A 23,096-nucleotide genomic window follows, 5' to 3' on the forward strand; every position below is an offset into this window, starting at 1 on the left:
CGGGCCCGAGAACTTCTTCCTGTTCGGCCTCCGCTGGGCGTAAAAAATTTAGCGGTAGCCCGGCAGATCCGGCACGCCGCTGGCCGTCAGCCAGCCCCCGCCGTCGACGACCAGCGTCGCGCCCGTGACGTACGAGGCCGCGTCACTGGCCAAAAACAGCACGGCCTGGGCGACCTCGGTGGTCGAGCCGGGGCGCCGCAGCGGGTTCTGGGTGGTCCGGTGCTGATTGTCCCCGGTGATCCGCCGCACCCCCTCGGTGCCCGACATCGCGCCGGGCGCAACGATATTCACGCGCACCCCGTCGGGGCCCCATTCGACGGCGCAGGTGCGGGTCAGCGCGTCGATGCCGGCCTTCGCGGACACCACGTGCGCCTGCAGCGCCATGCCGCGGTAGTGGGTGGCCGCGCTGACGTTCACCACGGCGCCGCCGTGCTCGCGCAGCCAGCATTCGTAGGCCGCCTTCGACACGTTGAAGGTGCCCAGCAGGTCGATGTCGACCACGGCCTTGAATCCGTTGGCACTCAAGTCGCTTATCGGCACGGGGAAGTTTCCGGCGGCGTTGTTGACGACGACGTCCAGCCGGCCAAAGGTGCGCACCACCTCCTCGACGACCGCAGTGACCTCGTCGTAGCGGCGCACGTCGCAGACACCGTAGATCGCCTCGATCCCCGCACCCTGCAACTGCGCAACCGCCGCTTGCAGGTTGGCCTCCTTGCGGCTGCAGATCGCGACGCGGGCGCCGTGACCGCCCAGCACCCGGGCGACCTGAAGGCCGAGCCCGGTGGCGCCGCCGGTCACCAGCGCCACCTGCCCGCGCAGGAGGTCGGGCCGAAACGGGCTGGGGCCGTCGGTCATCAGCCGTCCCAACTCGGGACCAGGCCCAGCGCGCGCATCAACTGGCCCTCGAACCCGGTCAGCAGCGAGACCTCGGTGACCGACGACTGCGGCAGCGGGAAGTTCAGCCCGGGGTCGAGGGCCGGATTGAACGGGTAGCCGGTGGGCATCATCGACGGCGGCAGCAGCCCGAGATCGACCAGCGCCGCCTGCGGGCCCTGCACCGCGCCGTGCGCCAGGGCCGGCACGATCGTGAACGGGTTGGGCAGTTCGAACAGGCTGGCGGGGGTGGGGATGTCGGCGTACTCCCCCGACCCGTAGCCCATGTCGACGATCACCCGCAGATCCGGCTGCAGCAGGTCCGCCAGGGCGTTGCCGAAGGGCGCCGGCACGTACAGGCGCAGCGGCGCGACGAGCGGCAGGTTCTGCGTCAGCAGCTCGTAATAGCGGGTGGAACCGGTGTAGCCGGGTGAGGTCGGCAGCTGGATCGCGCCCCCGACCTGCCCCGGTGTCAGATCGACGTAGTCGTGCGTCCCGTGGTAGAGCGCGAACCCCATGAACGCGTTCAGGTCGCTGACCGGGTTGAGCACGTACCGCGGCAGGTTGGTCACCATGTCGTACTGGTTGGTGAAGATCACCGTGGGATACGGCGAGTTGGGGGGCGTCGCGCCGTTCATCAGGACGTCGAAGAGCGGGATGTAGAGGCCCGGGAAGCGTTCGAAGAACCCGCCGTTGGGGTTGCCGGGGTCACCGGTCAAAAAGAACGAAAGCGTGCTGGGGTCGGGCGGATTGGCCATGGCCATCAGGTTGCGGATCTCGTTGGTAGCCACCAGCGAACTCTGTGAGGTGCCGTAGACGACCACCTTGTTGCCCGCCGCCAGCTCGGTGTTGATGGCGGTGTCGAGCAGCTGCACGCCCTGGGCCACCGACTGGCCCAGGGTCAGGTTTCCGAGTTGCGGGGTGAACGGCCAGAACTGCTCGGGCGTGTAGAGCGACTGCCCCAGCGCCCCCGTGAGCGGCGACAGCGTCGGGTTGTTCAGGAAGGTGGCCATGATGTTGCCGACGTACTTGGCGTCCGGCAGGGGGAACGTGGTCCCCCCGACGATCAGCGCCACCGAGCTGTTCGACGGCACGATCAGCGGCGGGATGCTCGTCGGAGCGGGGTTCTCGGCCTGCGTGGCGAGTGAGACCAGCGGCGCTTCCCACGCACCGACCGCGTCCCGCAGCGCCTGCTCCGCGGCCTGCTCGGTCGCGACGTAGGCGACGCCCGCCTCGTTCAGCAGTTGCATGAACCGCTGCTCGAAAGCCTGGCCCTGTTCCGCCAGTTCCCGGTAGATCCTCGACTGATCGATGAACAGCGGGGTGATCGCCGCACTGACCTCGTCGGCCCCGGCGGGCAGCACGCCGCCCGTCCGCAGCGCCGCGACCGCAGCGGCCTCGTCGAGCGCGGCACCGATCCTGCCGACGTCCTGCGCGGCCGACGCCAGCTCGCCAGGCATAACCTGCATGACCGCCATCTGGAACATTCTGGGCAATGACGGGCGGGGCCGCGACCCGTTTGACGAAGCTGGGCTGGGCGCCCGGGCGGCGCCGAGATTTACACTGGGCCCGCAAGGCGTGCGAGCGAAGGTGAACACCAGTGAGGATCACGAAAATCGCCGCTGGCGGGCTGGCTGGGCTGGCCTCGCTGTTCGGCTCGGGCATCGGCCCGGGCATAGCGCGAGCCGACAGCGGCCAGGAGCAGGAGGCCTGCCAGCTGATGGACGATCCGGCCGGTCCCGAATCGGGTTACCTGCCAGCCGAATACGCATTCATGCGGCTGCGTGCCAAGATGTCGGCCGAGGACGCCCGCAATGCCATGTCCGAGGGCGCCCACGACTACTGCCCCAACCACATCATCGACCTGCCGGCGGGCTGGCGGTAAGGAGAACGGAAATGGACACCGCATTGTTTGGCCTCCTGACCGTGGTCAGCCTCGCGGCGGCGTTGGTGTTCATCGCCATTGCCGGCGTATACGTCAAACGGCTGGGGGATCGCGAGACTCTGCCGATCAGCGACGAAGTGGGAAGCGCCAAAAGGGTGGTGACCAAAGTTCGCAAACGCCAACCCATGTCGGACGAAGAGTTGGCTTATGCGAGGCAGCTCGTTGGCGTTCGGAGCTCACCGATGGCGCTCTGCATCCCCGGCGCCTTGTTCTCGGTGGGCTGCTTCTATGTGTTCGGCAGTCTTTATCACTTGCACGGGGCCACGCCCTCCGAGCGGACCTTTCTCGGGGTCTTCCCCATGCTGGCCTCGATGAATTTCACGACCCAGATCCTCCGCAGCGCCCGGTTGAAACGGCGACTGCGGAAGATGCCTTGACGCAGCCGAGGCACGCCAACGGGCCCCCCGGGTCGCGCTCCCGGACCAGGGCCGTTACTCTTTGCACGATGTCCATTGGGCACATGACCGTCTACTATCTGCATGGGCCTGTGGGCGGGAGCGGGGAGAAGACGATGTCCGGACCGAGCTTCGAGAGGTGACGAATGAGCCCTCGTTCGGTCGGCAGGACGATCCTGGCACGGGTCTGGATGCCGTTGGTGGCCGTCGTCGCGCTCGCCGTGGGGGCGGTGGGCATGTGGAAGGTGCACCAGTTCTCCGCTCCCCCGCCCGTCGTCACGGTCAACGGCCCCGCGGCGCCCCCGGAGTTCAACCTCAAGCGGCTCACCTTCGAGGTGTCCGGCTCCGTCGGGCAAGGCGGGATGCTCGTCTATGTCGATGTCGACGGGCACCCGCACCAGGTCGACCTCACGGCCCTGCCGTGGTCGCACACCGAAACGACCACGCTGACCGTGGTGTCGGGCAGCATCTCGGCGCAGGTGCATGGCGGTCAAGTCGGCTGCCGGGTGCTGGTGAACGGCGTTGTCCGCGACGAACATTCCGATAACCATCAGGATGCGCACGTCTTCTGCCTGGTGAAGTCCGCATGAGCGAGCAGCCGGCGGAGCAGCGGCCGCGACGCCCCTTCGTCCCCAGAATGGTTCGGATCTTCGCGATCCCGATCATCGCCTTCTGGGCCCTGCTCGCGGTGTCGACGACCACCTTTATGCCGCAGGTAGAACGGGTCGCCGAAGAACTCGCCGGGCCGGTCGTGCCGCACTACGCGCCGTCGCAGCGGGCCTTGCTGGCCATCGGTGCGAAGTTCCACGAGTCCGATTCGACGAGCCTGGCCATGCTCGTGTTCGAGTCCGACCGGCCGTTGGGCGACGCGGACCACCGCTATTACGACGACCTGGTGCGCCGCCTCAAACAGGACCCCAGGCACGTGCAGTACGTCATGGACCTGTGGGGGAAGCCGATCACGGCGGCCGGGGCGCAGAGCCTCGACGGCAAGGCCTCGTACGTGCTGTTGCGCCTGGCGGGCGATATCGGCCAGATGCAGGCGAACGAGTCCGTCGCCGCCGTGCGGCATGTGGTCGCGAAGGACACGCCGCCGCCCGGGCTGAAGGTCTATGTCAGCGGCGCGGCTCCGCTCGCGTCGGACACGGTGGCCATCGCGAATTCGAGCCTGAACGACATCACGATCGTGACGATCTTCCTGATCATCGGGATGTTGCTGCTGGTCTACCGCTCGATCGTCACGCTGTTTGTGCCCCTGGCCGGCGTTTTGTTCGAGATGCTGGTCGCGAAGGGTGTCATTTCATTCCTCGGGCATTTCGGCTACATCGAGCTCTCGTCGTTCGCCGTGAACATCGTCGTCGCGCTGACCCTGGGGGCGGGGACGGACTACGGCATCTTCCTGATGGGCCGCTATCACGAGGCGCGCCAGGCCGGCGAGAGCAGGGAGGACGCGTTCTACACCGCGTACAAGAGCGTCACGCCGGTCATCCTCGGCTCCGGGCTGACCATCGCGGGCGCGTGCTATTGCCTGACGTTCGCGCGACTCAACTACTTCCACACCATGGGGCCGGCCGTCGCCATCTCCATGCTGTTCACCATCGCGGCGGCGCTGACGCTCGGCCCGGCTTTCTTGACCGTGGGCAGCCTGTTCGGGCTCTTCGACCCGAAAAGCAAGGCCAAGGCGACGCTGTATCGGCGGATCGGCACCAGCGTTGTCCGGTGGCCGGTGCCGATCCTGGTGGCCAGCGCCGGCGCCGTCGTGTTCGGGGCGGTCTTCGTGCCGACGTACCGGCAGAACTACGACGACCGCCAATACCAGCCCCACAATTCCCCCGCCAACCTGGGTTTCGCGGCGGCGGATCGGCACTTCCCGAAGAGCAAGCTGTTCTCCGAGATGCTGATGATCGAGACCGATCACGACATGCGCAACTCCGCGGACTTCATCTCGCTGGACCGGGCGGCCAAGGCCCTCATTCGGCTTCCCGGCGTCGCGATGGTGCAAAGCATCACCCGCCCGCTGGGCCGGCCCCTGGAACACGCCACCATCCCCTACCTGTTCACGACGCAGGGCAGCGGCAGCGGTCAACAGCTCCCGTTCACCAGGCAGCAGAACGCCAATACGAGCCAGCAGGCGCAGATCACGCAGCATTCCGTCGAGGTCTTGCGCAAAGAGATCGTCTATTTCCAGAACATGTCGGACGAGCTGCACAAGACCGTGCTCACAGTCGAGGATCTGCAACGGCTCACCGCCGAGATGAATCAGGAAATTTCCAACGTCGACGATTTCTTCCGGCCGATCAAGAGCTATTTCTACTGGGAGAGGCACTGTTTCGACATTCCGATTTGCTGGTCGTTCCGATCGCTGTTCGACGCGCTCGACAACATCGACAAGCTGGCCGACGACATCACCGACGCCAAGACCTCCCTCGAGGCGATCGACAAGATCTTGCCGCAGGTGATCACGCAGCTGAAACTCACCGCCGACGACTCCGAGGCGCTGGCCGGGCTGCTGGTCAGCAGCTACGGGCAGTCGGCCCTGCAGTCCACCCAGACCGCCCAGACGTTCGACGACCAGGTCAACGTGGGACTGGACTTCGACCAGGCCCGCAGTGACGACTTCTTCTACATCCCCCATGAAGGTTTCGACAACGACGACGTCAAGACGGGCATGCAGCTGCTGATGTCGCCGGACGGCAAGGCCGCCCGCATCATCGTCACGCACGAGGGCGACGCCAACGGCCCGGAGGGCGTGCAGCACGTCGAACAGTTCCCCTCGGCGATCACCATCGCGCTCAAGGAAACCTCGCTGGCCGGCGCCCGCGTTTATATCGGCGGCTCGGGATCGACGAACAAGGACATCAAGGAATACGCCGCGTCCGATCTGCTCATCGTGGCGATCGCCGCCTTCGTGCTGATCTTCTTGATCATGTTGGTGCTCACGCGAAGCCTGATGGCCGCGCTCGTCATTCCCGGCACCGTGGCGTTTTCGTACGCGGGGGCGTTCGGGCTCTCGATACTGGTCTGGCAGCACCTCATCGGCCTGCCCCTGCATTGGCTGATCTTGCCGCTGACGTTCATCATCCTGGTGGCGGTGGGTTCGGACTACAACCTGCTGTTGATCATCCGTGTCAAAGAGGAGTTGCACGCCGGGATCCACACCGGGCTGATCCGCGCGCTGGGCAGCACGGGTGGCGTGGTGACGTCCGCGGGTCTGGTGTTCGCCTTCACCATGCTGGCGATGCTCACCAGCGATCTGCGGACCATCGGTCAGGTGGGTTCGACCGTGTGCATCGGCCTGCTGCTCGACACCCTGATCGTGCGGTCGTTCGTCGTGCCGTGCATCTTGCGGATCCTCGGCCCGTGGTTCTGGTGGCCGACGCTGGTGCGGTCGCGCCCGCTACCGCAGCGTTGAGGCCAAATCAGCTGGTGCTTGCGGTCTCTCGCGCGACGAAGACCGAGACGTAGCCGATCGGGATGCCGGTGCGGGTGGCGATGCACCGCCGCGCCGCGACGTCCACCTCGGCCCGACGGCTGACGCGGACGAGGCCACCGATCTCGGGAATCCGGATCATCCACCCGTCGGCGTCTCGGGCGACTTCGATGTCGAAGCACTGACCGACCGTTGGGCAGTTCACACGGGGAGCCGCACGTCGCGTACGGCTGCGGCGCAACGCGTTTGGGTGCCGCAGACTGGGCTGAATGGGCATGTCCGCTTTCCTGGGTCAGAAATGGGCCGCGGGCAAGAGTAGTCCGATTTGCGCCAAGAACCTAATCGGCCTATGCAGGGGCCCACGGTTGCTGGCAGAGTCGAGCTGCGCCGACGTGACCCCCTGAGAGGAGAGCGCCGTGACTGTCGTTTTGGTGCATGGCAATCCGGAGGCCGACGCGATCTGGGACCCGCTGGTCGACGCGCTCGGGCGAACCGACGTGGTGCGGCTTTCTCCCCCGGGATTCGGGGCGCCGCTGCCCGACGATTTCCCGGCGACCTACCTCGCCTACCGCGACTGGCTCGAGGGCGAGCTGGAGCGCATCGGCGAGCCCGTCGACCTCGTCGGCCACGACTGGGGCGGCGGGCACGTGGTGAACGTGGTGATGCATCGACCCGAGCTGGTGCGCAGCTGGGTCAGCGACATCCTTGGTTGTTTCGACCCCGACTACGTCTGGCACGACATGGCGCAGGTATGGCAGACAGCCGAGGAGGGCGAGAAGCTGGTGGACGCCTTGGTGGGCGGGACGCTCGAGGAGCGCGCCGCCCGGATGGTCGAAATCGGCGGAATGCCCGCCGACATCGCGGCCTCGGTCGCGGCGGCGCAGGGCCCGGAGATGGGCCGGGCCGTCCTGGCGCTCTACCGTTCGGCCCGGCAGCCGGGGATGGCCGAGGCCGGTCGCGACCTGGAGAAGGCCGCGGCCCGACCGGGGCTGTCCATCCTGGCCACCGAGGACGGCTACGTCGGCTCGGAAGCCATGCGGCGCCGGGCGGCGCAGCGAGCCGGGGCCCACACGGAAGTGCTCGAGGGGCTCGGGCATTGGTGGATGCTGCAGGACCCGGCGCGGGGAGCCGCGGCTCTCACGCGGTTCTGGGCGGAGCTCGACTGAGCGCCCGCTAGCCGGCGCCCTTGCCGTTGTCCACGCGATAGACGGCGCCGTGGACGGCGGCCGCGGCGTCGCTGGCCAGGAACGCGATCACGTTCGCAACGTCGAGGGGCGCCATCATGCCGCGCGGCGAGGCCGTCCGCAGGATCAGGTCGTAATTCGGATTGTCCGGCGCACTGAACTTTTCGATCTGCGGGGTCAGCATGCCGCCCGGGCACACCGCGTTGACCCGCAACCGGTCCGCGGTGTACTCCACCGCCAGCGCGCGGGTGAGACCGATCAGCCCGTGCTTGGCGGCGCAGTAGCCCGCCGAATAGGCCTGGCCCTCCACGCCGGCGATGGAGCTGACGTTGACGATGTTGCCGCCGCGCTCCAGCAGATGGGGCAGCGCGGCCCGGCACAGATAGAACGGCCCGTTCAGGTTGACCGCGAGGTCTTCGGCCCAGTCGTCGTCGCTCATGGACTCCGTGCGTCGCATCTGGTGCCGCCCGGCGATGTTGATCAGGACGTCGAGCCCGCCGAGCTCGCTGACACACTGCCCGACCGCATCCCGGCAGGCCTGCGCCGAACCGACGTCCACCGATGCGTAGGCGCCCCGTTCCACGTCGGCGAACACCTCGGCCAGGCGTCCGGCATCCCGGCCGATGCCGAAAACCGTTGCGCCCTGGCGGGAAAGCAGCCGGGCCGTATCGGCCCCCAGCCCCGACGACGCGCCGGTCACGAACGCGACCTTGCCCTGTAGTGGTGACATGTCGCGCAACGCTACCTGGCCAGAGGGACAATCACGTGGTGTCCAACGAACCCCCACCGCCGCCGCGCCCCGCGCCGAAACCGCCGAGGGCACACCTCACGCCCGAGGACTTGGACAGGTTCGGCGACGAGGAGCAGGCGCGCGCCGCGTCGGACGAGCGCCGGCTGCGCGACGAGCGACCCCCGCACCACGGCTAGCCCGCCGCGCGGGCGTTGTCAGTTCTCCACCAGGTCGGGGATGGGCTCGGCGTCGGTCAGCCAGTGGCGGCCGGTCCGGCGGGCGGCCTCCCACTTGGGGATGCTGACGCCGTCGTCCTGACCGAGGTCCGCAGGCGTCGGGCCGATGCGCTCGGCCAGCCCGGCGAGGGCATCCAGGTCGAAGTTGTACACCTCGGCCGCCGCCAGGCCGAGCATCTGCCGCGTCTCCTCGACCGGGATGTCCCAGAAGGACCGCTGCAGCCAGTCGCGGGTGTGCGGCCAGGTCCCCTCCGGATGGGGAAAGTCGTTGCCCCACAGCATGTTCGACACACCGATTTCGTAGCGTCGCGCCAGCTCCCTGCGCTCGGTGGTGGTGGCCCCGATGAAGCAGTTCCGGTCGAAGTAGGCCGACGGCGGCATCGTCAGATCGCCCTCCATCTGATGACTCATCTTCTTGGCCGAATGCTCCCGCAGGTACCGGGTGTCCATCAGCCAGAGCAGGTCATTGGCCCAGAACGCGCCGCACTCCGTGACGCCCCAGCGCAGCCGGGGGAAGCGCTCGAACACGCCCGACCACAGCGCGAACCACAGCGGCCGGGCTCCCCACCAGCGCACCTCGGTGACATAGATGCCCAAGTGCCCGCCGTACTCCTCCTGCGGCGCGGGACCGGAGTGGGTGTGCACGGGCATCTGCAGGTCCTGGCAGGCGGCCCACACCTTGTCGTAGCGACGGTCGTGGTAGGGCGGATACCCGACCCAGCGCGCCGGGATCAGGATCCCGCCCCGCAGCCCGGACTCCGCCGCGCGGGTGATCTCGGCCACCGCCGCGTCGACGTCCGCCAGAATCGGCACCACCGCGACCCCGGCGCGCCGCTCGGGGCTGTGGCTGCACAGCTCGGCCAACCACCGGTTGTGGGCTCGCGCCCCCGCCATGGCGCGCCCCGGGTCGAGATCGCCGGACTGGCCCAGGCCGGCCCCGAACGGGGCCCCGGCGACCCCGGTCACGGCGTCGGCGTCGGGGAAGATGACCTCGCCGACGACCCCGTCGCCGTCTAATTCCTTGTCCCGCAGGCCCACATCCCAGCCGCCGGCGATGCCCTCACCGTGCTCGGAGAACCACTGCTCGGCGAACTCCTCGTCGATGAATCCCCCCGCCTGCGCCGCGGCGGTCTTCTCGGCCAGGTAGACCTCGAAGTCCTCCCGGTATTCCGGGTCGACGTATTCGCGGTACCGCTCGGTCGGCAGCTCGGCGTGGCAGTCCGCCGAGATGATGACGTAGGGCTTCATGACGAGTCCTTTCGCTACCAGGCACGGATGGGGTCGGGCTCGAAGACGGTGCTGCTCGCGTCGGCGGGCACGGTGGCCAGCGGCTCGGCCACCTCGGCGACGGTCGGGCCGATCCGGTCGACCAAGGGCGCGAGGGCGTCGAGGTCGAAGCCGTAGACGGCCGCCGCGGTCCTCCCGACCATGTCCGCCACCTCGTCGGCCGGCACGCGGGAGAACGTGTGGCGCAACGCCTCCCGGGTGTAGGGGGCGGTGCCCTCCAGGTGCGGATAGTCGCTGCCCCACATGATCTTCTCGACGCCGATCCGGTGCCGCTCGGCACATTCGACGGGTCGCATGAAGCTGGCGCCGACGTAACACTGGCGGGACCAGTACTCGCTGGGCTGCAGGCTCAGCGAGCCGGCGGTGGGCCCGGCGAAGCGGGCGATTGCGGAATTCGCTCGCCCGTAACGCGCGGCCGCCACGTCGAGCGAGTCGAGCGTCGCAGGTATCCATCCGGCGCCCTGCTCGGTGAAGACCACGGTGAGGTCCGGATGGCGATCCAGCGCGCCGCTGAAGATCAGGTGCCATAGCGCCCGGTGCGCGAACCAGTGTGTCTCGTACACCCACACCGCGAACGAGCTGCCCCAACCGTCCGTCGGGTTGGGTCCGGCGTTGCCGCCGTGGTGGTTGACCACCACGCCCGCGTCGTCGCACGCCGCCCAGAGCGGCTCCCAGTGCTCGGCGTAGAGCTGGGGGATGCCGGCACCCGGCGGGATCCCGGGCAGCAGGACACCGCCGCGCAGGCCCAGCTTGGCGATCTGCGCGACCTCGGCGACGGCCTCGTCGAGGTCCCCGAGCAGGATCTGGCCCACCCCGGCGCGCCGTTCGGGTGACAACGAGCAGAAGTCGGCCAGCCAGCGATTGTGCGCGCGCAGGCCCGCCCAGCGCAGCTCGAGCTCGCCGGCGGTAACCGGTTGGGGGGCGGCCAGACTCGCCTGGGGGAAGAACGGCGGCACGGTGTTGGGGTAGAGGACCTCCCCGGCGATGCCTTCGACGTCGAGCTCCGAGTCGCGTCGAGCGCTGTTCCAGTTGCGTTCGGCGTCGGCCTCGGTGAGGTCGCCGAACGGGTTGACGTATGTCTTTGCCCAGCCGTCGAATTCGTCCCGGTACTGCGGATCGAGGTACTCGCGGTAGTCCAGCAGATCGGCGCCGGCGTGGCAGTCGGCCGAAATGACCGTGTACCGGTCCATCGCGCTAGGCCCGCGCCGGCTCGGGCCTGGGGGCCGCGAGTAGCGCCACGTCGTCGTAGCGCTGGTGCACGTACGGCAGCAGCCACTCGTGCGGCACCCGCTCCGCGATCCGCCCGACCTGGATGGTGCGCCGGCGGCACCAGGTGATCGAGCGTATTTCGCGAATCACGATGTCGGCCACCGGGTCCAGCGGCGACTCCCCCAATTCGACGGTGCCGTCGATGTTTTCCAGCAGCTCGTAGTGCCGGTGGTATTCGCCGTAGACGAGGTGGGGGTCGGTGATGCCGCTGCCGTCGGGGGCGCGCAGGAACTTGAAGTAGAACTCGGTGTTCACCTGGTCGGGCGGCAACTCCGCCGGGCCGGTGATCCGCCCAGTCACCCGGATGAGCTGATAGCCCAGCCGGTCGATGGCGGCGGTGACGCGGTCGCCGTCGCGCTCCACCTCGATGTGGGCCAGTTTCTTTGGCTCGCCGAATGTTTCGCGCCCGCCCGTGACCGACTGTTCGGTGGACTGGGGCATGAAGAGGGGGTAGTCGCCGGCGAGGTCGCCGTGCCGGGCGGTCACCGAGAACACCGCCGACCCGAACGGGGGCCTGCCCTCGATCTGGACCCGCTGCAGCTGGATGCGCACCACCGGTTCGGCCGCCGGCTGAAGCGGCTTGGGCAACACGGCCGCGACGATCTCCGGATCGGTGCGGTAGGTGACGGTGATCGCCTCGGTGGCGATGGGCGCCTTGGTGGCGTCGATCTCGTGGTCGACTTGCGCCTCGGGTGGACGAGGACCGTAGCGAATTTCGTTGGTGCTCAACGTGTTCCTCCTTCGGTTTTCTCGGCATGCTTTCCGAGGACGTCGACCAGGTAGTTGGGCTCGCCGCGGGCGAGGATCGATGCCGCCTTGTTGCCCACGACCTGATCGGCCGGGGTGGGCGGCCCCATCATCCAAAATCGGTCCGCGCGAATCCCGTCCACGACCAGGTCGGCGACCGTCTCGAGCGGGGTGAACTCGACTCGCGCGCCCGCGGACTCGAAGCGGGCCACCACGTTGGCCAGTGTCGTCTCGGGGGTGCGGCGTTTCTGGGTCGCGGCGTAGCGCTCCGGGCGGTGCCGCCACGACTCCCAGATGCCGGTGTTCAAGAAGCCGCCGGGGAAAAGGACGTGCGCGCGCACCCGCGTCCCGGTCATCTCCAGGTGGGTGTAGAGGCTTTCGGTCAGGCAGAGCACCGCGGCCTTGGTCATCGGGTACACCGCGTTGGCCGGTCCGCCCATGGCGCCCCGGGCGATCGGCGCGAATCCCCCGTTGCCCGAACAGGTGTTGACGACGTGTCCCTCGCCCTGTTCGAGCAGCAGGGGCACGAAGGCCTTGATGCCGTGGATGACGCCGAGCACGTTGACGTCGATGCCCCAGCGCCAGTCGGCCAGGTCGTGTTCCCACATGTAGCCCTCGGAGACCCCGCCGGTGCCGGCGTTGTTACACACCACGTGCACCGCGCCGAACCGGTCGAGCGCTTCCTTGGCGAGCGAGGAGACCGAGGAATAGTCGGTGACGTCGGTGCGGACCCCGATCGCGTCGATGCCCTCGTCCGTGAGCGCGCGGGTCGCCTCGTCGAGGGGTTCGGCGAGGACGTCGGCCAGCACCACCTTCATGCCCTCGCGGCCGAAGCGCCTGCCCATGGCCTGGCCGATGCCTCCGGCTCCCCCGGTCACGACCGCCACCTTGCCCTGAAGGTCAGTCATCGTGGCCATCGTCACATGGTCGCGCATGACACCGCAAGGAGTCGCACTATGCGACCATTGCCCCTATGGCACCCCGCCCGTCGCCGCAGACCGAACGGGTGGTGAAGCTGTTCGAGCAGCTGGCGGAGGGAAGCCGGGGCATGACGCTGGCCGAGGTATCGCGCCGGCTGAGCGTGCACAAATCCAGCTGCCACTCCATGCTGTCCGAACTGCTCCGGGCCGGCTGGCTGCTGCGCGACCCGGTGCGCAAGACCTACCACCTCGGTCCCGCCCTGGTCCGGCTCGGCCGGGAGGCGGCCGGCCGCTATCCCGCGCTGGTGTTGGCGCGCTCCGCGATGGCCGAACTCTCGGCCGCGACGGGCGCGCACTGTGTCGCCTTCTCGGTGAGCGAGGACTTCTCGACCGTCGTCGATCAGGTCCGAAGCCGGCACGGCGGCGGTCACCCGATGCCGGTCGGCACCCAGTTCCCGCACCGCCCGCCGTACGGGGCGTCGATCGTTGCCTGGGATGGGACCCAGGCTCGGGAGCGCTGGCTGGCTGCCCTGCCCGACGACGTGCGCGATCGCTATCGCGGGGCCCTCACCGCCGCCAAGCGTCGTGGCTACGCGGTCGGCCTGCACATCCTGCCCGATCTGCGCCTGCGGGAACTGGCGCAGATCGTGCGCAGCGCCGAGGTGCGGTCCACCCGGCTGAGCCGGCTGGCGCAGGAGTTGACCGACGAGCTCATCCACCAGGAGGAGTGGTTCCCGGTCAGATTGGACCCGGACCGCAGCTACGAGGTGAGCCACATCGACTCCCCGATACTCGACGGGTCGCGCATCGCCCTGATGCTCAGCCTGGTCCCCAGCGCCGAGCCGATGAGCGGCGCGGCCGTGACCCGCCTGGGCAAGCAGCTCGCCGCCGCGACCCGCCGGCTCAGCGCCGCCCTGACCGAAGAGTCCTAGCTTCGTTCCGGGGCCAGCCGCTTGAGGGCCAGTCCCCCTTCGAACGGGCGGAAGCCGAACGCGGCGGGGGCGCGATAGCCCGTGTCCTCCAAGGGTTCATGCACCTCGGCGACCGTGGGCCCGATCTTGGCGGCGACGGGCGCCAGCGCGTCGAGGTCGAAGCGGTAAAGCCGACCGGCGTTGCCGCCCAAGATCTTTCGGCACACGTCCTCCGGCCTGTCGTGCAGGGCCCAGCGAATGGCCAACTTGGAGTGGGGCGTAAAGCCCTCCTCGTGGGGGTAGTCACTGCCCCACATGATGTGCTCCGGGCCCATGAAATCGATCATCCCCGAGTCGATCGGGGTGAGCTCGGTGGCCAGGTAGCAGTTCCGCTTGACGTATTCGCTCGGCGCCATGGTCAGCTGGTCGACCGAGGATCCGCCGAACATGCCGTAGGTGCGGTTGTGAGCTTCCGATTTCATGGTGGGCACCATGGCGTCGAGCATGCCGATCTGCCCGGGCACCCAATAGGTGCCCTGTTCGGTCGGCGCGAACCGCAGCGTCGGGTACCGCTCGAACACCCCGGCCAGGATCAGGTGTCCCAGGGTGCGCTGGGCCCACATCGCCATCTCGGTGATCAACACCGCGTTGGACGCGGGCTGGTCCATCGGCATCTCCGGGCTGCCGGCGCCCGCGTGCTGCACCACCGTGAGGTCCAGATCCGCGCAGAGCGCCCAGATCGGTTCGTAGCGGGTGTGAAAGAGCGGGGCCACCTGCGGGTCACCGGGCGAGACCGCGGGAATGAGCACGCCGCCAAAGCAGTCCTGCTCGGCCCCCCACCGGATTTCTTCCAGCGCCAGCTCGATGTCGTTGGGGAAGATCTGGATCAACCCGCGGCGTCGGGCCGGGGCCAGCGAACAGAAGTCGATCTGCCACCGGTTGTGCGCCTGCACGCCGGCCCAACGCTTCTCGAACTCGTCCCGGGTGCGGGGCAGGCTGATGGTGATGTTCGGGGTGGTCGGGAAGAACGGCGGAATGGTGTTGGGCAGCAGCACCTCCGCGGCCACCCCGTCGGCGTCCATCTCGGCGACCCGCAGCTCGTGGTCCCAGTTCCGGTTGGCGGTGGCGATGACCAGGTCGTCGAACGGGCTGGCGTAGGCCTTGGCCCACGCGTCGAACTCATCGTGCAGCCGCGTCGGCAGATACGGTTTGTAGTCGAGCAGATCCGCCCCGGCATGCGTGTCCGTCGAAATGACGACGTAGCGATCCAACGTGTCCCAAGTAGCCATCGCACCTCCAAAGGTATGTGGAGTATAGGAGGAACGCGTCGGCCCGCGTAGGGTGCGACCCATTGAGCGGAACGCGTGGAGTTCGCCGATGGAAATCGTGCCGTTGGGCCCGGGCTTTGCCGCCGAACTGCGCGGCGTGACCATGCAGGACGTCGCGGAAAGCAAGTCCGCATACGCGGCGGTGCGCGCGGCGTTCGAGGAGCACTCGGTCCTGGTCCTGCGCGACCAGGACGTCACCGATGGCGCGCAGCTCGCGTTCTCGCGCCGGTTTGGACCGCTTGAGGTCACCAAGGTGGGTTCGGCGGGCTACGGCAGCAACCTCGTGGTCCTCCAGACCCTCGACGAGGCGGGCAACGTGGTGCCGGGCGAGCACCGGATCGCGTTGGAAAACAAGGCGAACCAGCTCTGGCACACCGACAGTCCCTTCAAGGAAGTGCCGGCGCTGGCGTCGGTGCTGTCGTCACGCATCATTCCGGGCCGGGGCGGCGAGACCGAGTACGTCTCCACCCGGCTCGCGTTCGAGCGCCTCGATCCGTCGCAGCAATCGCGGCTGGAGAACTCCTTCGCCTGGCACGAATACGCCTATTCGCGCGGCAAGATCGCGCCCGACCTCGCCAGCCCGGCGGAGCGGGCGGCGCTGCCGCCGCAATGCTGGCGTCTGGTGTGGACGAACCCCGTCAACGGCCGCAAGGCGCTCTACATCGCCTCGCACGCCTACGCGATCGAGGGCATGGAGCGTGACGCGGCGCAGGAACTGCTCGCCCAGCTGATCGACGCGGCGACCGCCCCCGGTGCAAGCTACCTGCACTCGTGGCGCGAGGGCGACGTGGTGATGTGGGACAACCGCGCGACCATGCATCGCGGCCGGCCCTGGCCGGCGTCGGAGCCGCGCTCCATGGTGCGCACCACGATTTCCGCGACGGAATCCGACGGGCTGGAGGCGATGCGTCGACGCGGCGCCGAGATCAGCGGCTAATGTCGAGAAGTCTCATGACGACCATCCGCGACCGCCTAACCACAGCGGCGGCTCCTGGCCGTTGTACATGCTCTCGGGGTGCCATCGCTGCCTGCGCAACAATCGACCGGCGTGGTGCTCGGCAACATCCTTCAGGTATTCCACGTCGTCGCTGGTCCACGGGTGCTGGCCGGTCCCGTCCAACCACCACCTCGGCTGGCCGTCCTGCTCGTAACGGGTTATCCGGTAACGCGACGCGACATGCCTGCCCTTGGCGTCAACCCGCCAGTCCAGCAGCCGCGGGCGGATCGCCTCGGGCGTCGACTGGAGAGATTCCCACGGGTGAGTTATCCGGATCTCGACGAACTCGCGACCCATGAATTAACCCTAAAGGAAATGATCGAGGCCGGTGATGCCGTTTAGCTTGAAGTGATGAGCGATCTTGAGTCCCAATTTTCGGCCCTGAGGCGAGCTGCCGATTCGGCCGTCGCGGATGCGATCGCGCGGCTGATCGAGGACGGTGAAGATCATGAGCTCAATCGAATCAACGCCCTGGACTTTTCCAAGCGCACCGGCCTCGACGAAGAGAAGGTGATTTCCGGCTTCCTGCATGCCGCGCGGCTCGGCCTGTTCGACCTCAGCTGGAACGTGCTTTGCCCCGGTTGCAGCGGCGTCCTGGACGCGCATGCCACGCTGAAATCGCTGCGTGATGACGACTATCAATGCGGATTGTGCGCCTGCGGCTACGAGCCTTCCGTTGACGAGCAGGTCGAGGTGGCCTTCACCGTCAGCCCCAAGGTCAGGCGGATCGCCGCCCACGATCCCAACACGCTGCCGCTGTGGGACTACTACAAGCAGGTGTTCTGGAGCTCGGGCATCGATATGGGCAAGGATTCCCTTGCCGCGCTGACCGGGGAAGTGACCTTGGATGCGCTGGAGCTGCCCGCCGGGGACAAGGCGGTGCTGTCGATGCGGCTTCCGCCGCAATTCATCATCGTTTTCGAGCCGGTGACGCATTCCGCGCATTTCATCGACGTCCAGGGCGGGCCGACCGCGGAACCTCAGCAGCTCGGGCTCATCTTCAACAAAGCGCATCCGCCGACCGGGTCCGTCACATTGCGTCCGGGCCCGTTGCGACTGGCACTCGACAACGAGTCCCCCCTGCGCACGCTGCCCACCGTCTTTGTCGCCGACGAGCTCCACCATCTGCTGGGCAAACGTCGGCCGTTCCTCACCGCGAAACGGATGCTGTCGAACCAGACGTTCCGCGAGGTGTTCAAGGCCGACAATCTCAACATCGATCAGCGCCTGAAGATCACCTCGCTGACGTTTCTGTTCACCGACCTCAAGGGGTCCACCGCCCTTTACGAGCGGGTCGGCGACCTCGCCGCATTCGACTTGGTGCGCGCGCACTTTCGGGCGCTCCTGGAAATCATCGCGGCCGAAAAGGGCGCCGTGGTCAAGACCATCGGGGACGCCGTGATGGCCACCTTTACCCAGCCGGACCAAGCGCTCGTCGCGGGCTTGCGGATGCGGGCCGCAATGGACAAGCTCAACGCCGAGCGCGGCAAGTCCGATCTGATCGTGAAGATCGGAATCCATGAGGGGCCTTGTCTCGCGGTGATGCTCAACGAGCGGCAGGACTATTTCGGCCAGACCGTGAATATCGCGGCGCGGGTGCAGAGCCTGTCGACCGCACAGGAGATCCACATCACCGGTCCCGTGATCGACGCCCCCGGCGTCGCCGCCATCTTGGACAAGGAGGCGATCCGGCCGATTCGGAAGGAGGCCGCGCTGCGCGGCATCGCCGACAAGATGGTGGTCTACGAGATTCCGTAACTCTGCACCGCGCGACACGCAGGAACCGTCGTCTCCGCTCCCGCTATTGACTCGACACGGTGAACCGCAAAGACCAATTTGATATCGACTGCCGCACGCTACTTCTGTTGACGAAAGTCAAATACTTAGCATCACGCGATGCAGGAAGCTATTCCCCGGCGCGACGTATTGCGCTACGCCGTCGCTATGTCTGCCCTGCCGGCATTATATGCGGGATCGGCGAGCGTCGCCGTCCCCAAGGCGGCTGCCGTCCCCACCACCGCTGCCGCCACTCCCAGACTGATCGACTTCGCCATGCGCCAAATTCCGGCGGAGCACATTCGAGCGGCCGGCTACGCCGGCGTCATCAACTACGTTTCGCTCTCGCGTCCCGGCTCGTCCATGGGCGCCAAGCCGATCACCCGCCCTTACGCCGAGCAGCTGACCGCCGCCGGGCTGGTCATCGTCAGCAACTACCAATACGGCAAGCCGGGCGGGACGGCGCCATCGGATTTCCGACGCGGGTTCGAGGGCGGCGTCGCCGACGCTCGCACCGCCTGGCAGCTGCATACCGCGGCGGGTGGCGGTCAGAGTGCGCCGATCTTCTTCAGCGTCGACGAGGACATCAACCGCGAGACCTGGAACAATCTGGCGCTCAAGTGGTTTCGCGGAATCAATTCCGTACTGGGAGTGCAGCGCACCGGTGTCTACGGCGGCATCGACGTGTGCCGGTGGGCCGCCGCCGACGGCGTTATAGGGAGTTCGCGCATCCCCGGCCACCGGTGGGCCTGGCAGACTCGGTCCTGGTCCGGCGGTCGGATCGAGCCCGCCGCGGTCCTGTATCAACGGGTGGTGAGCACGGCGTCGAATCCTGGCCCGGTAGTCGGGGGACTCGAAGTCGACGTCAACGACGTCCTCGCCGGGGATTGCGGTCAGTGGAACCTGCATCCCTGAGAACTGCGTCAAATTTGTGGAGCTAAGGGGACTCGAACCCCTGATCCCACCCTGCCAGGGCAAAGCCCCCGCGAGCCGGCCGCGTGTATCCGTTTGTATTACAATTTGGGGGATGTCGCGGGCGAATTGTTCGATCTGGATCTTCTCGACGAAGAGGATCCGTTCGAGATCGACGCTCAAGCCGCCCACCTGTTCAAGCACCCACGCCTGGGCATCGAGGACATCCGCGAAGTCTGGTCTTCCGACCCGATGTTCTACCCCGCCAAACCACCAGCCCACTGGCTGATGGTCGCCGAAGTGGACGGCACCGTCCTGATAGTGCCCCTCGCCCCCGCCCGCGACGGCAACCCACGACGATGTCGGCCCATCGGCTGCTATCGGGCCTCCAAACAGCTCGCCGACCAATACCGGAGAGACAGATGAACCACCCCATAACCCCCGACGAAGAATACGAGTTCTACGCGCGCCCGGAGAACCAGGAACCCCAGGGGCCAGGGCGCCGTCGGTTGAGCGCCACCGTTCCCGTTCGCTTCCCACCCGAGTTGTTGGAGCAAGTACGCGCCGCAGCGGCTGCGGACGACCGCTCCGTCTCCTCGTGGATTCGCCGCGCGGTCGAACACGAACTTCGCCACCCGGCATAAGTCGGGTAACCAACGACGTACCGACCGACGGTCCTCGACGGTATCGGTTTCGAAGTCGTTGTCCGGTTATGCGGCAATCGATTTGACCGAGATCGTCCGGCAAGAACACAGCGTATGCGCTGGTTCCCGATCGATCGCGGCGAAATCGTAGCGACTCGGGACCGAGATGCGAGGTCACGTCCTTGCGGTCTCGGACAGCGTTTCATCAAGATGACTTTGTGACTGCCCTCGCCGATGCCGTCCTTCCGCTGATCAGGACACGCGCGGAAGTATGGCGGTGGAACGTCGCCGATGCCCAGGGAGCCCGGATGCATGAGGCCGTTACGGCCTTACGCGAAGCCGCCGATACCGAAGACCCGACCGTTGTGTTCGCCGTAACTCAGAAGGCGATCGCGTCGGCGCTCAAGGTCATCATGCGCGCCGATGACTCCAGCGGAATCATCGGTGACGCCTGCCGCGATCTGCTGGACCTTCACCCCCGGTTGGCGGAATTAGCCCGTCCTGCCACCGCCCAGTTGATCGACTGGATGATTAAGTTCCAGTTCGAGAACGACTGTGACTACTTCACGATCGACCCGGTGGCGTACGCGCCCGCTCTCGGGGAGCGGGGCATCGCCAGGTACCGAGCGAAACTCGAGGCGATTGCAGCAAGTCTCGGCCCCCGCCCATCGGACGATCAACGATGGACAGCACCGCACGCCGGTGATTGGCTGACCCTCGACTGGAACGCGCAGCGCCTGGCCGTTCTCGATAGAGACGTTGACGCGATCATCCGTACCCATGCCCGAGACCGGCGGGTCGCGGCGTGGCATCAGAACACCGCCGAGGCACTGGAGGAAATCGGCCAGATCGACCTAGCGATCGACTGGGCCAAGCAGGCAACCGATTTCGACTCCGGCCACCAGTCGCGACGGGCCGCAAACTACTGGTGCGAACTCCTCGCTAGGTATAGGCCCGACAACCTCCTGGCCGCTCGGGCGGAGGTATTCCGCCGCTGGCCATCGTCGACCACGGCCGCAGACCTCTATCAGGCCGCCGGCGCAGCGTGGCCCGACTACCGCGAAGAAGTGTTCGCGCGCCTGGCAGCAATGTCGCCGCGCGACACCGTGGTCTTTGCGCTGGCTCACCTCAAAGACGTTCCCCTCGCTTGGAACCTGGCACACAACCTTGGCCTCGATGACGACCGCACCTGGAGTGACCTCGCCAAGGCATACGAGAAATTCGACCCTCTCGCCGTACTTCCGGTGCAGACCGCGCTGGCGGAGAGCGAGCTGGTCGAAGCCGATGCCCAGCGCTATCGAAGCGCCGCTCGACGGCTCAAGAGGATGCGCAAGCTCGCAGCTGGGTCGGATCAGGCCGCCGAGGTCGACGAGTTGATCGCCACCCTCCGCCATCGATACCACCGCCGGCCTCGACTCCAACTGGAGTTCGATCGCGCGGGGCTGCCCTCGCACTAGCCGTTTTCGAGCGTCCATACTCACCGTTTTCGACAGGCTGATTCACCCATCCCGGCAACCGCGGGCGATACACCAATATCCAGGAAGGGATCCCGCCCAGGAACCTGGACCATGTCCCCATACCTGGAATGTGGCGACACCCCAACCGCTCGTTGTCGTCAAAAATCCACAGACGACGCGGACAGCTAACGTCAAATTAAAGAATAAGGCCTGGCCGCGATCGATTATCCATTGGTGGAGCTAAGGGTGGAGCTAAGGGGACTCGAACCCCTGACCCCCACACTGCCAGTGTGGTGCGCTACCAGCTGCGCCATAGCCCCAAGTCGTGCCAATCGAAGCTACACCACTGGCCAGACGCGTTCAAAGTCGCTGGCCAGGCGGTTACCCGATGACCGAATTGACCACCTCGCGCGCGGCCTTCTGCACCTCGGCCAGGTGCTCGGGGCCGTTGAACGACTCCGCGTAGATCTTGTAGACGTCCTCGGTGCCCGACGGGCGGGCGGCAAACCACGCGTTGGCGGTCGTCACCTTCAGCCCGCCCAGCGGGGCGCCGTTGCCGGGCGCGGCGGTCAGCTTCGCGGTGATCGGCTCGCCGGCCACCTCGGTTGCGCTCACCTGCTCGGCCGACAGCTTGGACAGCCGCGCCTTCTGCTCCCGGTCGGCGGGCGCGTCGACGCGCGCGTAGAACGGCGTGCCGTACTGGGCGGTCAACTCCTGATAGCGCTGCGACGGGCTCAAGCCGGTGACGGCCAGGATCTCGGAGGCCAGCAGCGCCAGGATGATGCCGTCCTTGTCGGTGGTCCACACCGACCCGTCGCGACGCAGGAACGACGCCCCCGCCGACTCCTCGCCGCCGAAGCCGATCGTGCCGCCGATCAAGCCGTCGACGAACCACTTGAACCCGACCGGCACCTCGACCAGCTTGCGGCCGATGCCGGCGACGACGCGGTCGATGATCGACGAGCTGACCGCCGTCTTGCCGACGGCGATCCCGTCCGGCCAGGACGGGCGGTGCGTATAGAGGTAGTCGATGGCCACCGCCAGGTAGTGGTTCGGATTCATCAGCCCCGCATCGGGGGTGACGATGCCGTGGCGGTCGGAGTCGGCGTCGTTGCCGGTGGCGATCTGGTAGCGATTGCGGTTGGCGATCAGCGAGGCCATCGCGTCCGGCGAGCTGCAGTCCATCCGGATCTTGCCGTCGTGGTCGAGCGTCATGAACCGCCATGTGGCGTCCACCAGCGGGTTGACCACGGTCAGGTCCAACCCGTGCCGCTGCGCGATCTCGCCCCAGTAGTCCACGCTGGCGCCGCCCAGCGGGTCGGCGCCGATCCGCACCCCCGCCGCGCGGATCGCGTCGACGTCGACCACGCCTGCCAGGTCGTCGACGTAGGTGCCGAGATAGTCGTAGCGCTGGACGGCATCCAGCGCGCGGGCCAGCGGCACCCGCCGCACGCCCGACCCGTCGCGCAGAATCTCGTTGGCGCGCTTGGCGACTGCGTTGGTGGCGTCGGTGTCGGCCGGCCCGCCGTTGGGCGGGTTGTACTTGAAGCCGCCGTCCGGCGGCGGGTTGTGCGAAGGCGTCACCACGATCCCGTCGGCCAGCGCATCGGTACGGCCCCGGTTGTAGCGGAGGATGGCGTGGCTGACCGCCGGTGTCGGGGTGTAGCGGTCGCGGGAGTCGATCATCGTGACGACGTCGTTGGCGGCCAGCACCTCCAGCGCGGACACCCACGCGGGCTCGGAGAGGCCGTGCGTGTCGCGGCCGATGAACAAGGGCCCCGTGGTGCCGTGCGCGGCGCGGTACTCGACGATGGCCTGGGTGATGGCCAGGATGTGCGCCTCGTTGAACGCGCCGCCCAGAGCCGACCCGCGGTGACCCGACGTGCCGAACGCCACCTGTTGAGCGACGTCGTTGGGATCAGGCTGAATCGAATAGTAGGCCGTCACCAGGTGCGGCAGGTTGACTAGGTCTTCGGGCTGGGCCGGCTGACCGGCGCGCGGGTGGGCCATGGTTACCAATTCTGCCCGTGCCCGACGCGCCCCGTCGCCCCGGAC

General features: G+C 67.4%; 24 protein-coding genes and 1 tRNA gene. 13 read left to right on the top strand and 12 right to left on the bottom strand.

Annotated features, from left to right (window positions below; translation table 11 throughout):
* Nucleotides 1-48: 48 nt before the first annotated feature.
* Nucleotides 49-855: an SDR family oxidoreductase gene (locus A5673_RS26005; protein WP_068239401.1), complete on the bottom strand. Its 807-nt coding sequence runs from the start codon at nt 853-855 to the stop codon at nt 49-51.
* Nucleotides 855-2,351, bottom strand: coding sequence for a PE-PPE domain-containing protein (locus A5673_RS26010; RefSeq protein ID WP_068239404.1), 1,497 nt, complete (start codon nt 2,349-2,351; stop codon nt 855-857). The genes A5673_RS26005 and A5673_RS26010 overlap by 1 nt, the downstream gene beginning before the upstream one ends.
* Before the next feature lie 122 nt (nt 2,352-2,473).
* Between A5673_RS26010 and A5673_RS26015 the strand changes: the two genes are divergently transcribed.
* The 4 genes from A5673_RS26015 to A5673_RS26030 all read left to right on the top strand — a co-directional run bounded on the left by A5673_RS26015 (nt 2,474) and on the right by A5673_RS26030 (nt 6,625).
* Nucleotides 2,474-2,758, top strand: coding sequence for a hypothetical protein (locus A5673_RS26015; protein WP_068239265.1), 285 nt, complete (start codon nt 2,474-2,476; stop codon nt 2,756-2,758).
* 11 nt (nt 2,759-2,769) lie between these two features.
* Nucleotides 2,770-3,195 carry a hypothetical protein gene (locus A5673_RS26020; protein WP_068239268.1) on the top strand — a complete coding sequence of 142 codons (426 nt, stop codon included), beginning with the start codon at nt 2,770-2,772 and terminating at the stop codon, nt 3,193-3,195.
* 164 nt (nt 3,196-3,359) lie between these two features.
* On the top strand, nt 3,360-3,803 hold the full coding sequence (locus A5673_RS26025; protein ID WP_082958959.1) for an MmpS family transport accessory protein: 444 nt from the start codon (nt 3,360-3,362) through the stop codon (nt 3,801-3,803).
* Nucleotides 3,800-6,625, top strand: coding sequence for an RND family transporter (locus tag A5673_RS26030; protein WP_068239280.1), 2,826 nt, complete (start codon nt 3,800-3,802; stop codon nt 6,623-6,625). The genes A5673_RS26025 and A5673_RS26030 overlap by 4 nt, the downstream gene beginning before the upstream one ends.
* 7 nt (nt 6,626-6,632) lie before the next feature.
* Here the strand turns inward: A5673_RS26030 and A5673_RS29360 are convergent, their stop codons facing one another.
* Nucleotides 6,633-6,785, bottom strand: coding sequence for a long chain fatty acid-CoA synthetase Faa4p (locus tag A5673_RS29360; RefSeq protein WP_156748651.1), 153 nt, complete (start codon nt 6,783-6,785; stop codon nt 6,633-6,635).
* 274 nt (nt 6,786-7,059) lie between these two features.
* Here A5673_RS29360 and A5673_RS26035 point away from each other — a divergent pair, with 274 nt between their 5' ends.
* Nucleotides 7,060-7,809, top strand: coding sequence for an alpha/beta fold hydrolase (locus tag A5673_RS26035; protein ID WP_068239283.1), 750 nt, complete (start codon nt 7,060-7,062; stop codon nt 7,807-7,809).
* A 7-nt stretch (nt 7,810-7,816) separates the two neighbouring features.
* On the opposite strand, the gene A5673_RS26040 is transcribed toward A5673_RS26035, so the two are convergent.
* Nucleotides 7,817-8,557 carry an SDR family NAD(P)-dependent oxidoreductase gene (locus tag A5673_RS26040; protein WP_068239285.1) on the bottom strand — a complete coding sequence of 247 codons (741 nt, stop codon included), beginning with the start codon at nt 8,555-8,557 and terminating at the stop codon, nt 7,817-7,819.
* Between the two features lie 38 nt (nt 8,558-8,595).
* Between A5673_RS26040 and A5673_RS29755 the strand changes: the two genes are divergently transcribed.
* Nucleotides 8,596-8,754 carry a hypothetical protein gene (locus A5673_RS29755; RefSeq protein WP_197518474.1) on the top strand — a complete coding sequence of 53 codons (159 nt, stop codon included), beginning with the start codon at nt 8,596-8,598 and terminating at the stop codon, nt 8,752-8,754.
* Nucleotides 8,755-8,772: 18 nt separating this feature from the next.
* Here A5673_RS29755 and A5673_RS26045 read toward each other — a convergent pair whose 3' ends face one another.
* The 4 genes from A5673_RS26045 to A5673_RS26060 are packed head-to-tail and all read right to left on the bottom strand — an operon-like array spanning nt 8,773 to nt 13,004.
* Entirely contained in the window at nt 8,773-10,041 is a 1,269-nt protein-coding gene (locus tag A5673_RS26045; protein WP_068239287.1) for an amidohydrolase family protein, read from the bottom strand.
* Between the two features lie 14 nt (nt 10,042-10,055).
* Nucleotides 10,056-11,270 carry an amidohydrolase family protein gene (locus tag A5673_RS26050; protein ID WP_068239291.1) on the bottom strand — a complete coding sequence of 405 codons (1,215 nt, stop codon included), beginning with the start codon at nt 11,268-11,270 and terminating at the stop codon, nt 10,056-10,058.
* Nucleotides 11,271-11,274: 4 nt separating this feature from the next.
* A complete protein-coding gene (locus A5673_RS26055) occupies nt 11,275-12,078 on the bottom strand; it encodes an acetoacetate decarboxylase family protein (protein WP_068239294.1) in 804 nt (267 codons plus the stop codon).
* On the bottom strand, nt 12,075-13,004 hold the full coding sequence (locus A5673_RS26060) for an SDR family oxidoreductase (protein WP_068239407.1): 930 nt from the start codon (nt 13,002-13,004) through the stop codon (nt 12,075-12,077). Before A5673_RS26060 ends, A5673_RS26055 begins: the two co-directional genes overlap by 4 nt.
* Nucleotides 13,005-13,069: 65 nt before the next feature.
* Here A5673_RS26060 and A5673_RS26065 point away from each other — a divergent pair, with 65 nt between their 5' ends.
* Nucleotides 13,070-13,948: an IclR family transcriptional regulator gene (locus A5673_RS26065; protein ID WP_068239296.1), complete on the top strand. Its 879-nt coding sequence runs from the start codon at nt 13,070-13,072 to the stop codon at nt 13,946-13,948.
* Here A5673_RS26065 and A5673_RS26070 read toward each other — a convergent pair.
* Entirely contained in the window at nt 13,945-15,216 is a 1,272-nt protein-coding gene (locus A5673_RS26070; protein ID WP_068239299.1) for an amidohydrolase family protein, read from the bottom strand. The genes A5673_RS26065 and A5673_RS26070 overlap by 4 nt on opposite strands.
* A gap of 88 nt (nt 15,217-15,304) precedes the next feature.
* On the opposite strand from A5673_RS26070, the gene A5673_RS26075 reads away from it, so the two are divergent.
* Nucleotides 15,305-16,192 carry a TauD/TfdA family dioxygenase gene (locus A5673_RS26075; protein ID WP_068239303.1) on the top strand — a complete coding sequence of 296 codons (888 nt, stop codon included), beginning with the start codon at nt 15,305-15,307 and terminating at the stop codon, nt 16,190-16,192.
* Between the two features lie 12 nt (nt 16,193-16,204).
* Here A5673_RS26075 and A5673_RS26080 read toward each other — a convergent pair whose 3' ends face one another.
* A complete protein-coding gene (locus tag A5673_RS26080) occupies nt 16,205-16,549 on the bottom strand; it encodes a hypothetical protein (protein WP_068239304.1) in 345 nt (114 codons plus the stop codon).
* Nucleotides 16,550-16,603: 54 nt separating this feature from the next.
* Between A5673_RS26080 and A5673_RS26085 the strand changes: the two genes are divergently transcribed.
* The 5 genes from A5673_RS26085 to A5673_RS26100 all read left to right on the top strand — a co-directional run bounded on the left by A5673_RS26085 (nt 16,604) and on the right by A5673_RS26100 (nt 21,041).
* Nucleotides 16,604-18,010, top strand: a complete 1,407-nt coding sequence (locus A5673_RS26085) for an adenylate/guanylate cyclase domain-containing protein (protein ID WP_068239307.1) — start codon at nt 16,604-16,606, stop codon at nt 18,008-18,010.
* A gap of 138 nt (nt 18,011-18,148) precedes the next feature.
* Nucleotides 18,149-18,943: a DUF1906 domain-containing protein gene (locus A5673_RS26090; RefSeq protein ID WP_068239311.1), complete on the top strand. Its 795-nt coding sequence runs from the start codon at nt 18,149-18,151 to the stop codon at nt 18,941-18,943.
* 105 nt (nt 18,944-19,048) lie between these two features.
* A complete protein-coding gene (locus A5673_RS26095) occupies nt 19,049-19,366 on the top strand; it encodes a hypothetical protein (protein ID WP_068239410.1) in 318 nt (105 codons plus the stop codon).
* A complete protein-coding gene (locus A5673_RS30540; protein ID WP_082958960.1) occupies nt 19,363-19,584 on the top strand; it encodes a YlcI/YnfO family protein in 222 nt (73 codons plus the stop codon). The genes A5673_RS26095 and A5673_RS30540 overlap by 4 nt, the downstream gene beginning before the upstream one ends.
* Nucleotides 19,585-19,802: 218 nt before the next feature.
* Nucleotides 19,803-21,041 carry a DUF6880 family protein gene (locus A5673_RS26100; protein ID WP_231971459.1) on the top strand — a complete coding sequence of 413 codons (1,239 nt, stop codon included), beginning with the start codon at nt 19,803-19,805 and terminating at the stop codon, nt 21,039-21,041.
* A gap of 247 nt (nt 21,042-21,288) precedes the next feature.
* Here A5673_RS26100 and A5673_RS26105 read toward each other — a convergent pair.
* Nucleotides 21,289-21,361 (bottom strand) — tRNA-Ala (locus tag A5673_RS26105).
* Nucleotides 21,362-21,422: 61 nt separating this feature from the next.
* Nucleotides 21,423-23,051: a phosphoglucomutase (alpha-D-glucose-1,6-bisphosphate-dependent) gene (pgm, locus tag A5673_RS26110; protein WP_068239319.1), complete on the bottom strand. Its 1,629-nt coding sequence runs from the start codon at nt 23,049-23,051 to the stop codon at nt 21,423-21,425.
* Nucleotides 23,052-23,096: the final 45 nt, after the last annotated feature.

This window comes from Mycobacterium sp. E3198, from assembly GCF_001667015.1.
GTDB lineage: Bacteria > Actinomycetota > Actinomycetes > Mycobacteriales > Mycobacteriaceae > Mycobacterium.

Excerpts from the sequence above, each read along its gene's own strand:
- A5673_RS26005 (WP_068239401.1), bottom strand. The coding sequence starts at position 855 with ATGACCGACGGCCCCAGCCCGTTTCGGCCCGACCTCCTGCGCGGGCAG.
- A5673_RS26010 (WP_068239404.1), bottom strand. The coding sequence starts at position 2,351 with ATGGCGGTCATGCAGGTTATGCCTGGCGAGCTGGCGTCGGCCGCGCAG.
- A5673_RS26020 (WP_068239268.1), top strand. The coding sequence starts at position 2,770 with ATGGACACCGCATTGTTTGGCCTCCTGACCGTGGTCAGCCTCGCGGCG.
- A5673_RS26025 (WP_082958959.1), top strand. The coding sequence starts at position 3,360 with ATGAGCCCTCGTTCGGTCGGCAGGACGATCCTGGCACGGGTCTGGATG.
- A5673_RS26030 (WP_068239280.1), top strand. The coding sequence starts at position 3,800 with ATGAGCGAGCAGCCGGCGGAGCAGCGGCCGCGACGCCCCTTCGTCCCC.
- A5673_RS29360 (WP_156748651.1), bottom strand. The coding sequence starts at position 6,785 with ATGATCCGGATTCCCGAGATCGGTGGCCTCGTCCGCGTCAGCCGTCGG.
- A5673_RS26040 (WP_068239285.1), bottom strand. The coding sequence starts at position 8,557 with ATGTCACCACTACAGGGCAAGGTCGCGTTCGTGACCGGCGCGTCGTCG.
- A5673_RS26045 (WP_068239287.1), bottom strand. The coding sequence starts at position 10,041 with ATGAAGCCCTACGTCATCATCTCGGCGGACTGCCACGCCGAGCTGCCG.
- A5673_RS26050 (WP_068239291.1), bottom strand. The coding sequence starts at position 11,270 with ATGGACCGGTACACGGTCATTTCGGCCGACTGCCACGCCGGCGCCGAT.
- A5673_RS26060 (WP_068239407.1), bottom strand. The coding sequence starts at position 13,004 with ATGACTGACCTTCAGGGCAAGGTGGCGGTCGTGACCGGGGGAGCCGGA.
- A5673_RS26065 (WP_068239296.1), top strand. The coding sequence starts at position 13,070 with ATGGCACCCCGCCCGTCGCCGCAGACCGAACGGGTGGTGAAGCTGTTC.
- A5673_RS26070 (WP_068239299.1), bottom strand. The coding sequence starts at position 15,216 with ATGGCTACTTGGGACACGTTGGATCGCTACGTCGTCATTTCGACGGAC.
- A5673_RS26075 (WP_068239303.1), top strand. The coding sequence starts at position 15,305 with ATGGAAATCGTGCCGTTGGGCCCGGGCTTTGCCGCCGAACTGCGCGGC.
- A5673_RS26080 (WP_068239304.1), bottom strand. The coding sequence starts at position 16,549 with ATGGGTCGCGAGTTCGTCGAGATCCGGATAACTCACCCGTGGGAATCT.
- A5673_RS26085 (WP_068239307.1), top strand. The coding sequence starts at position 16,604 with ATGAGCGATCTTGAGTCCCAATTTTCGGCCCTGAGGCGAGCTGCCGAT.
- A5673_RS26090 (WP_068239311.1), top strand. The coding sequence starts at position 18,149 with ATGCAGGAAGCTATTCCCCGGCGCGACGTATTGCGCTACGCCGTCGCT.
- A5673_RS30540 (WP_082958960.1), top strand. The coding sequence starts at position 19,363 with ATGAACCACCCCATAACCCCCGACGAAGAATACGAGTTCTACGCGCGC.
- pgm (WP_068239319.1), bottom strand. The coding sequence starts at position 23,051 with ATGGCCCACCCGCGCGCCGGTCAGCCGGCCCAGCCCGAAGACCTAGTC.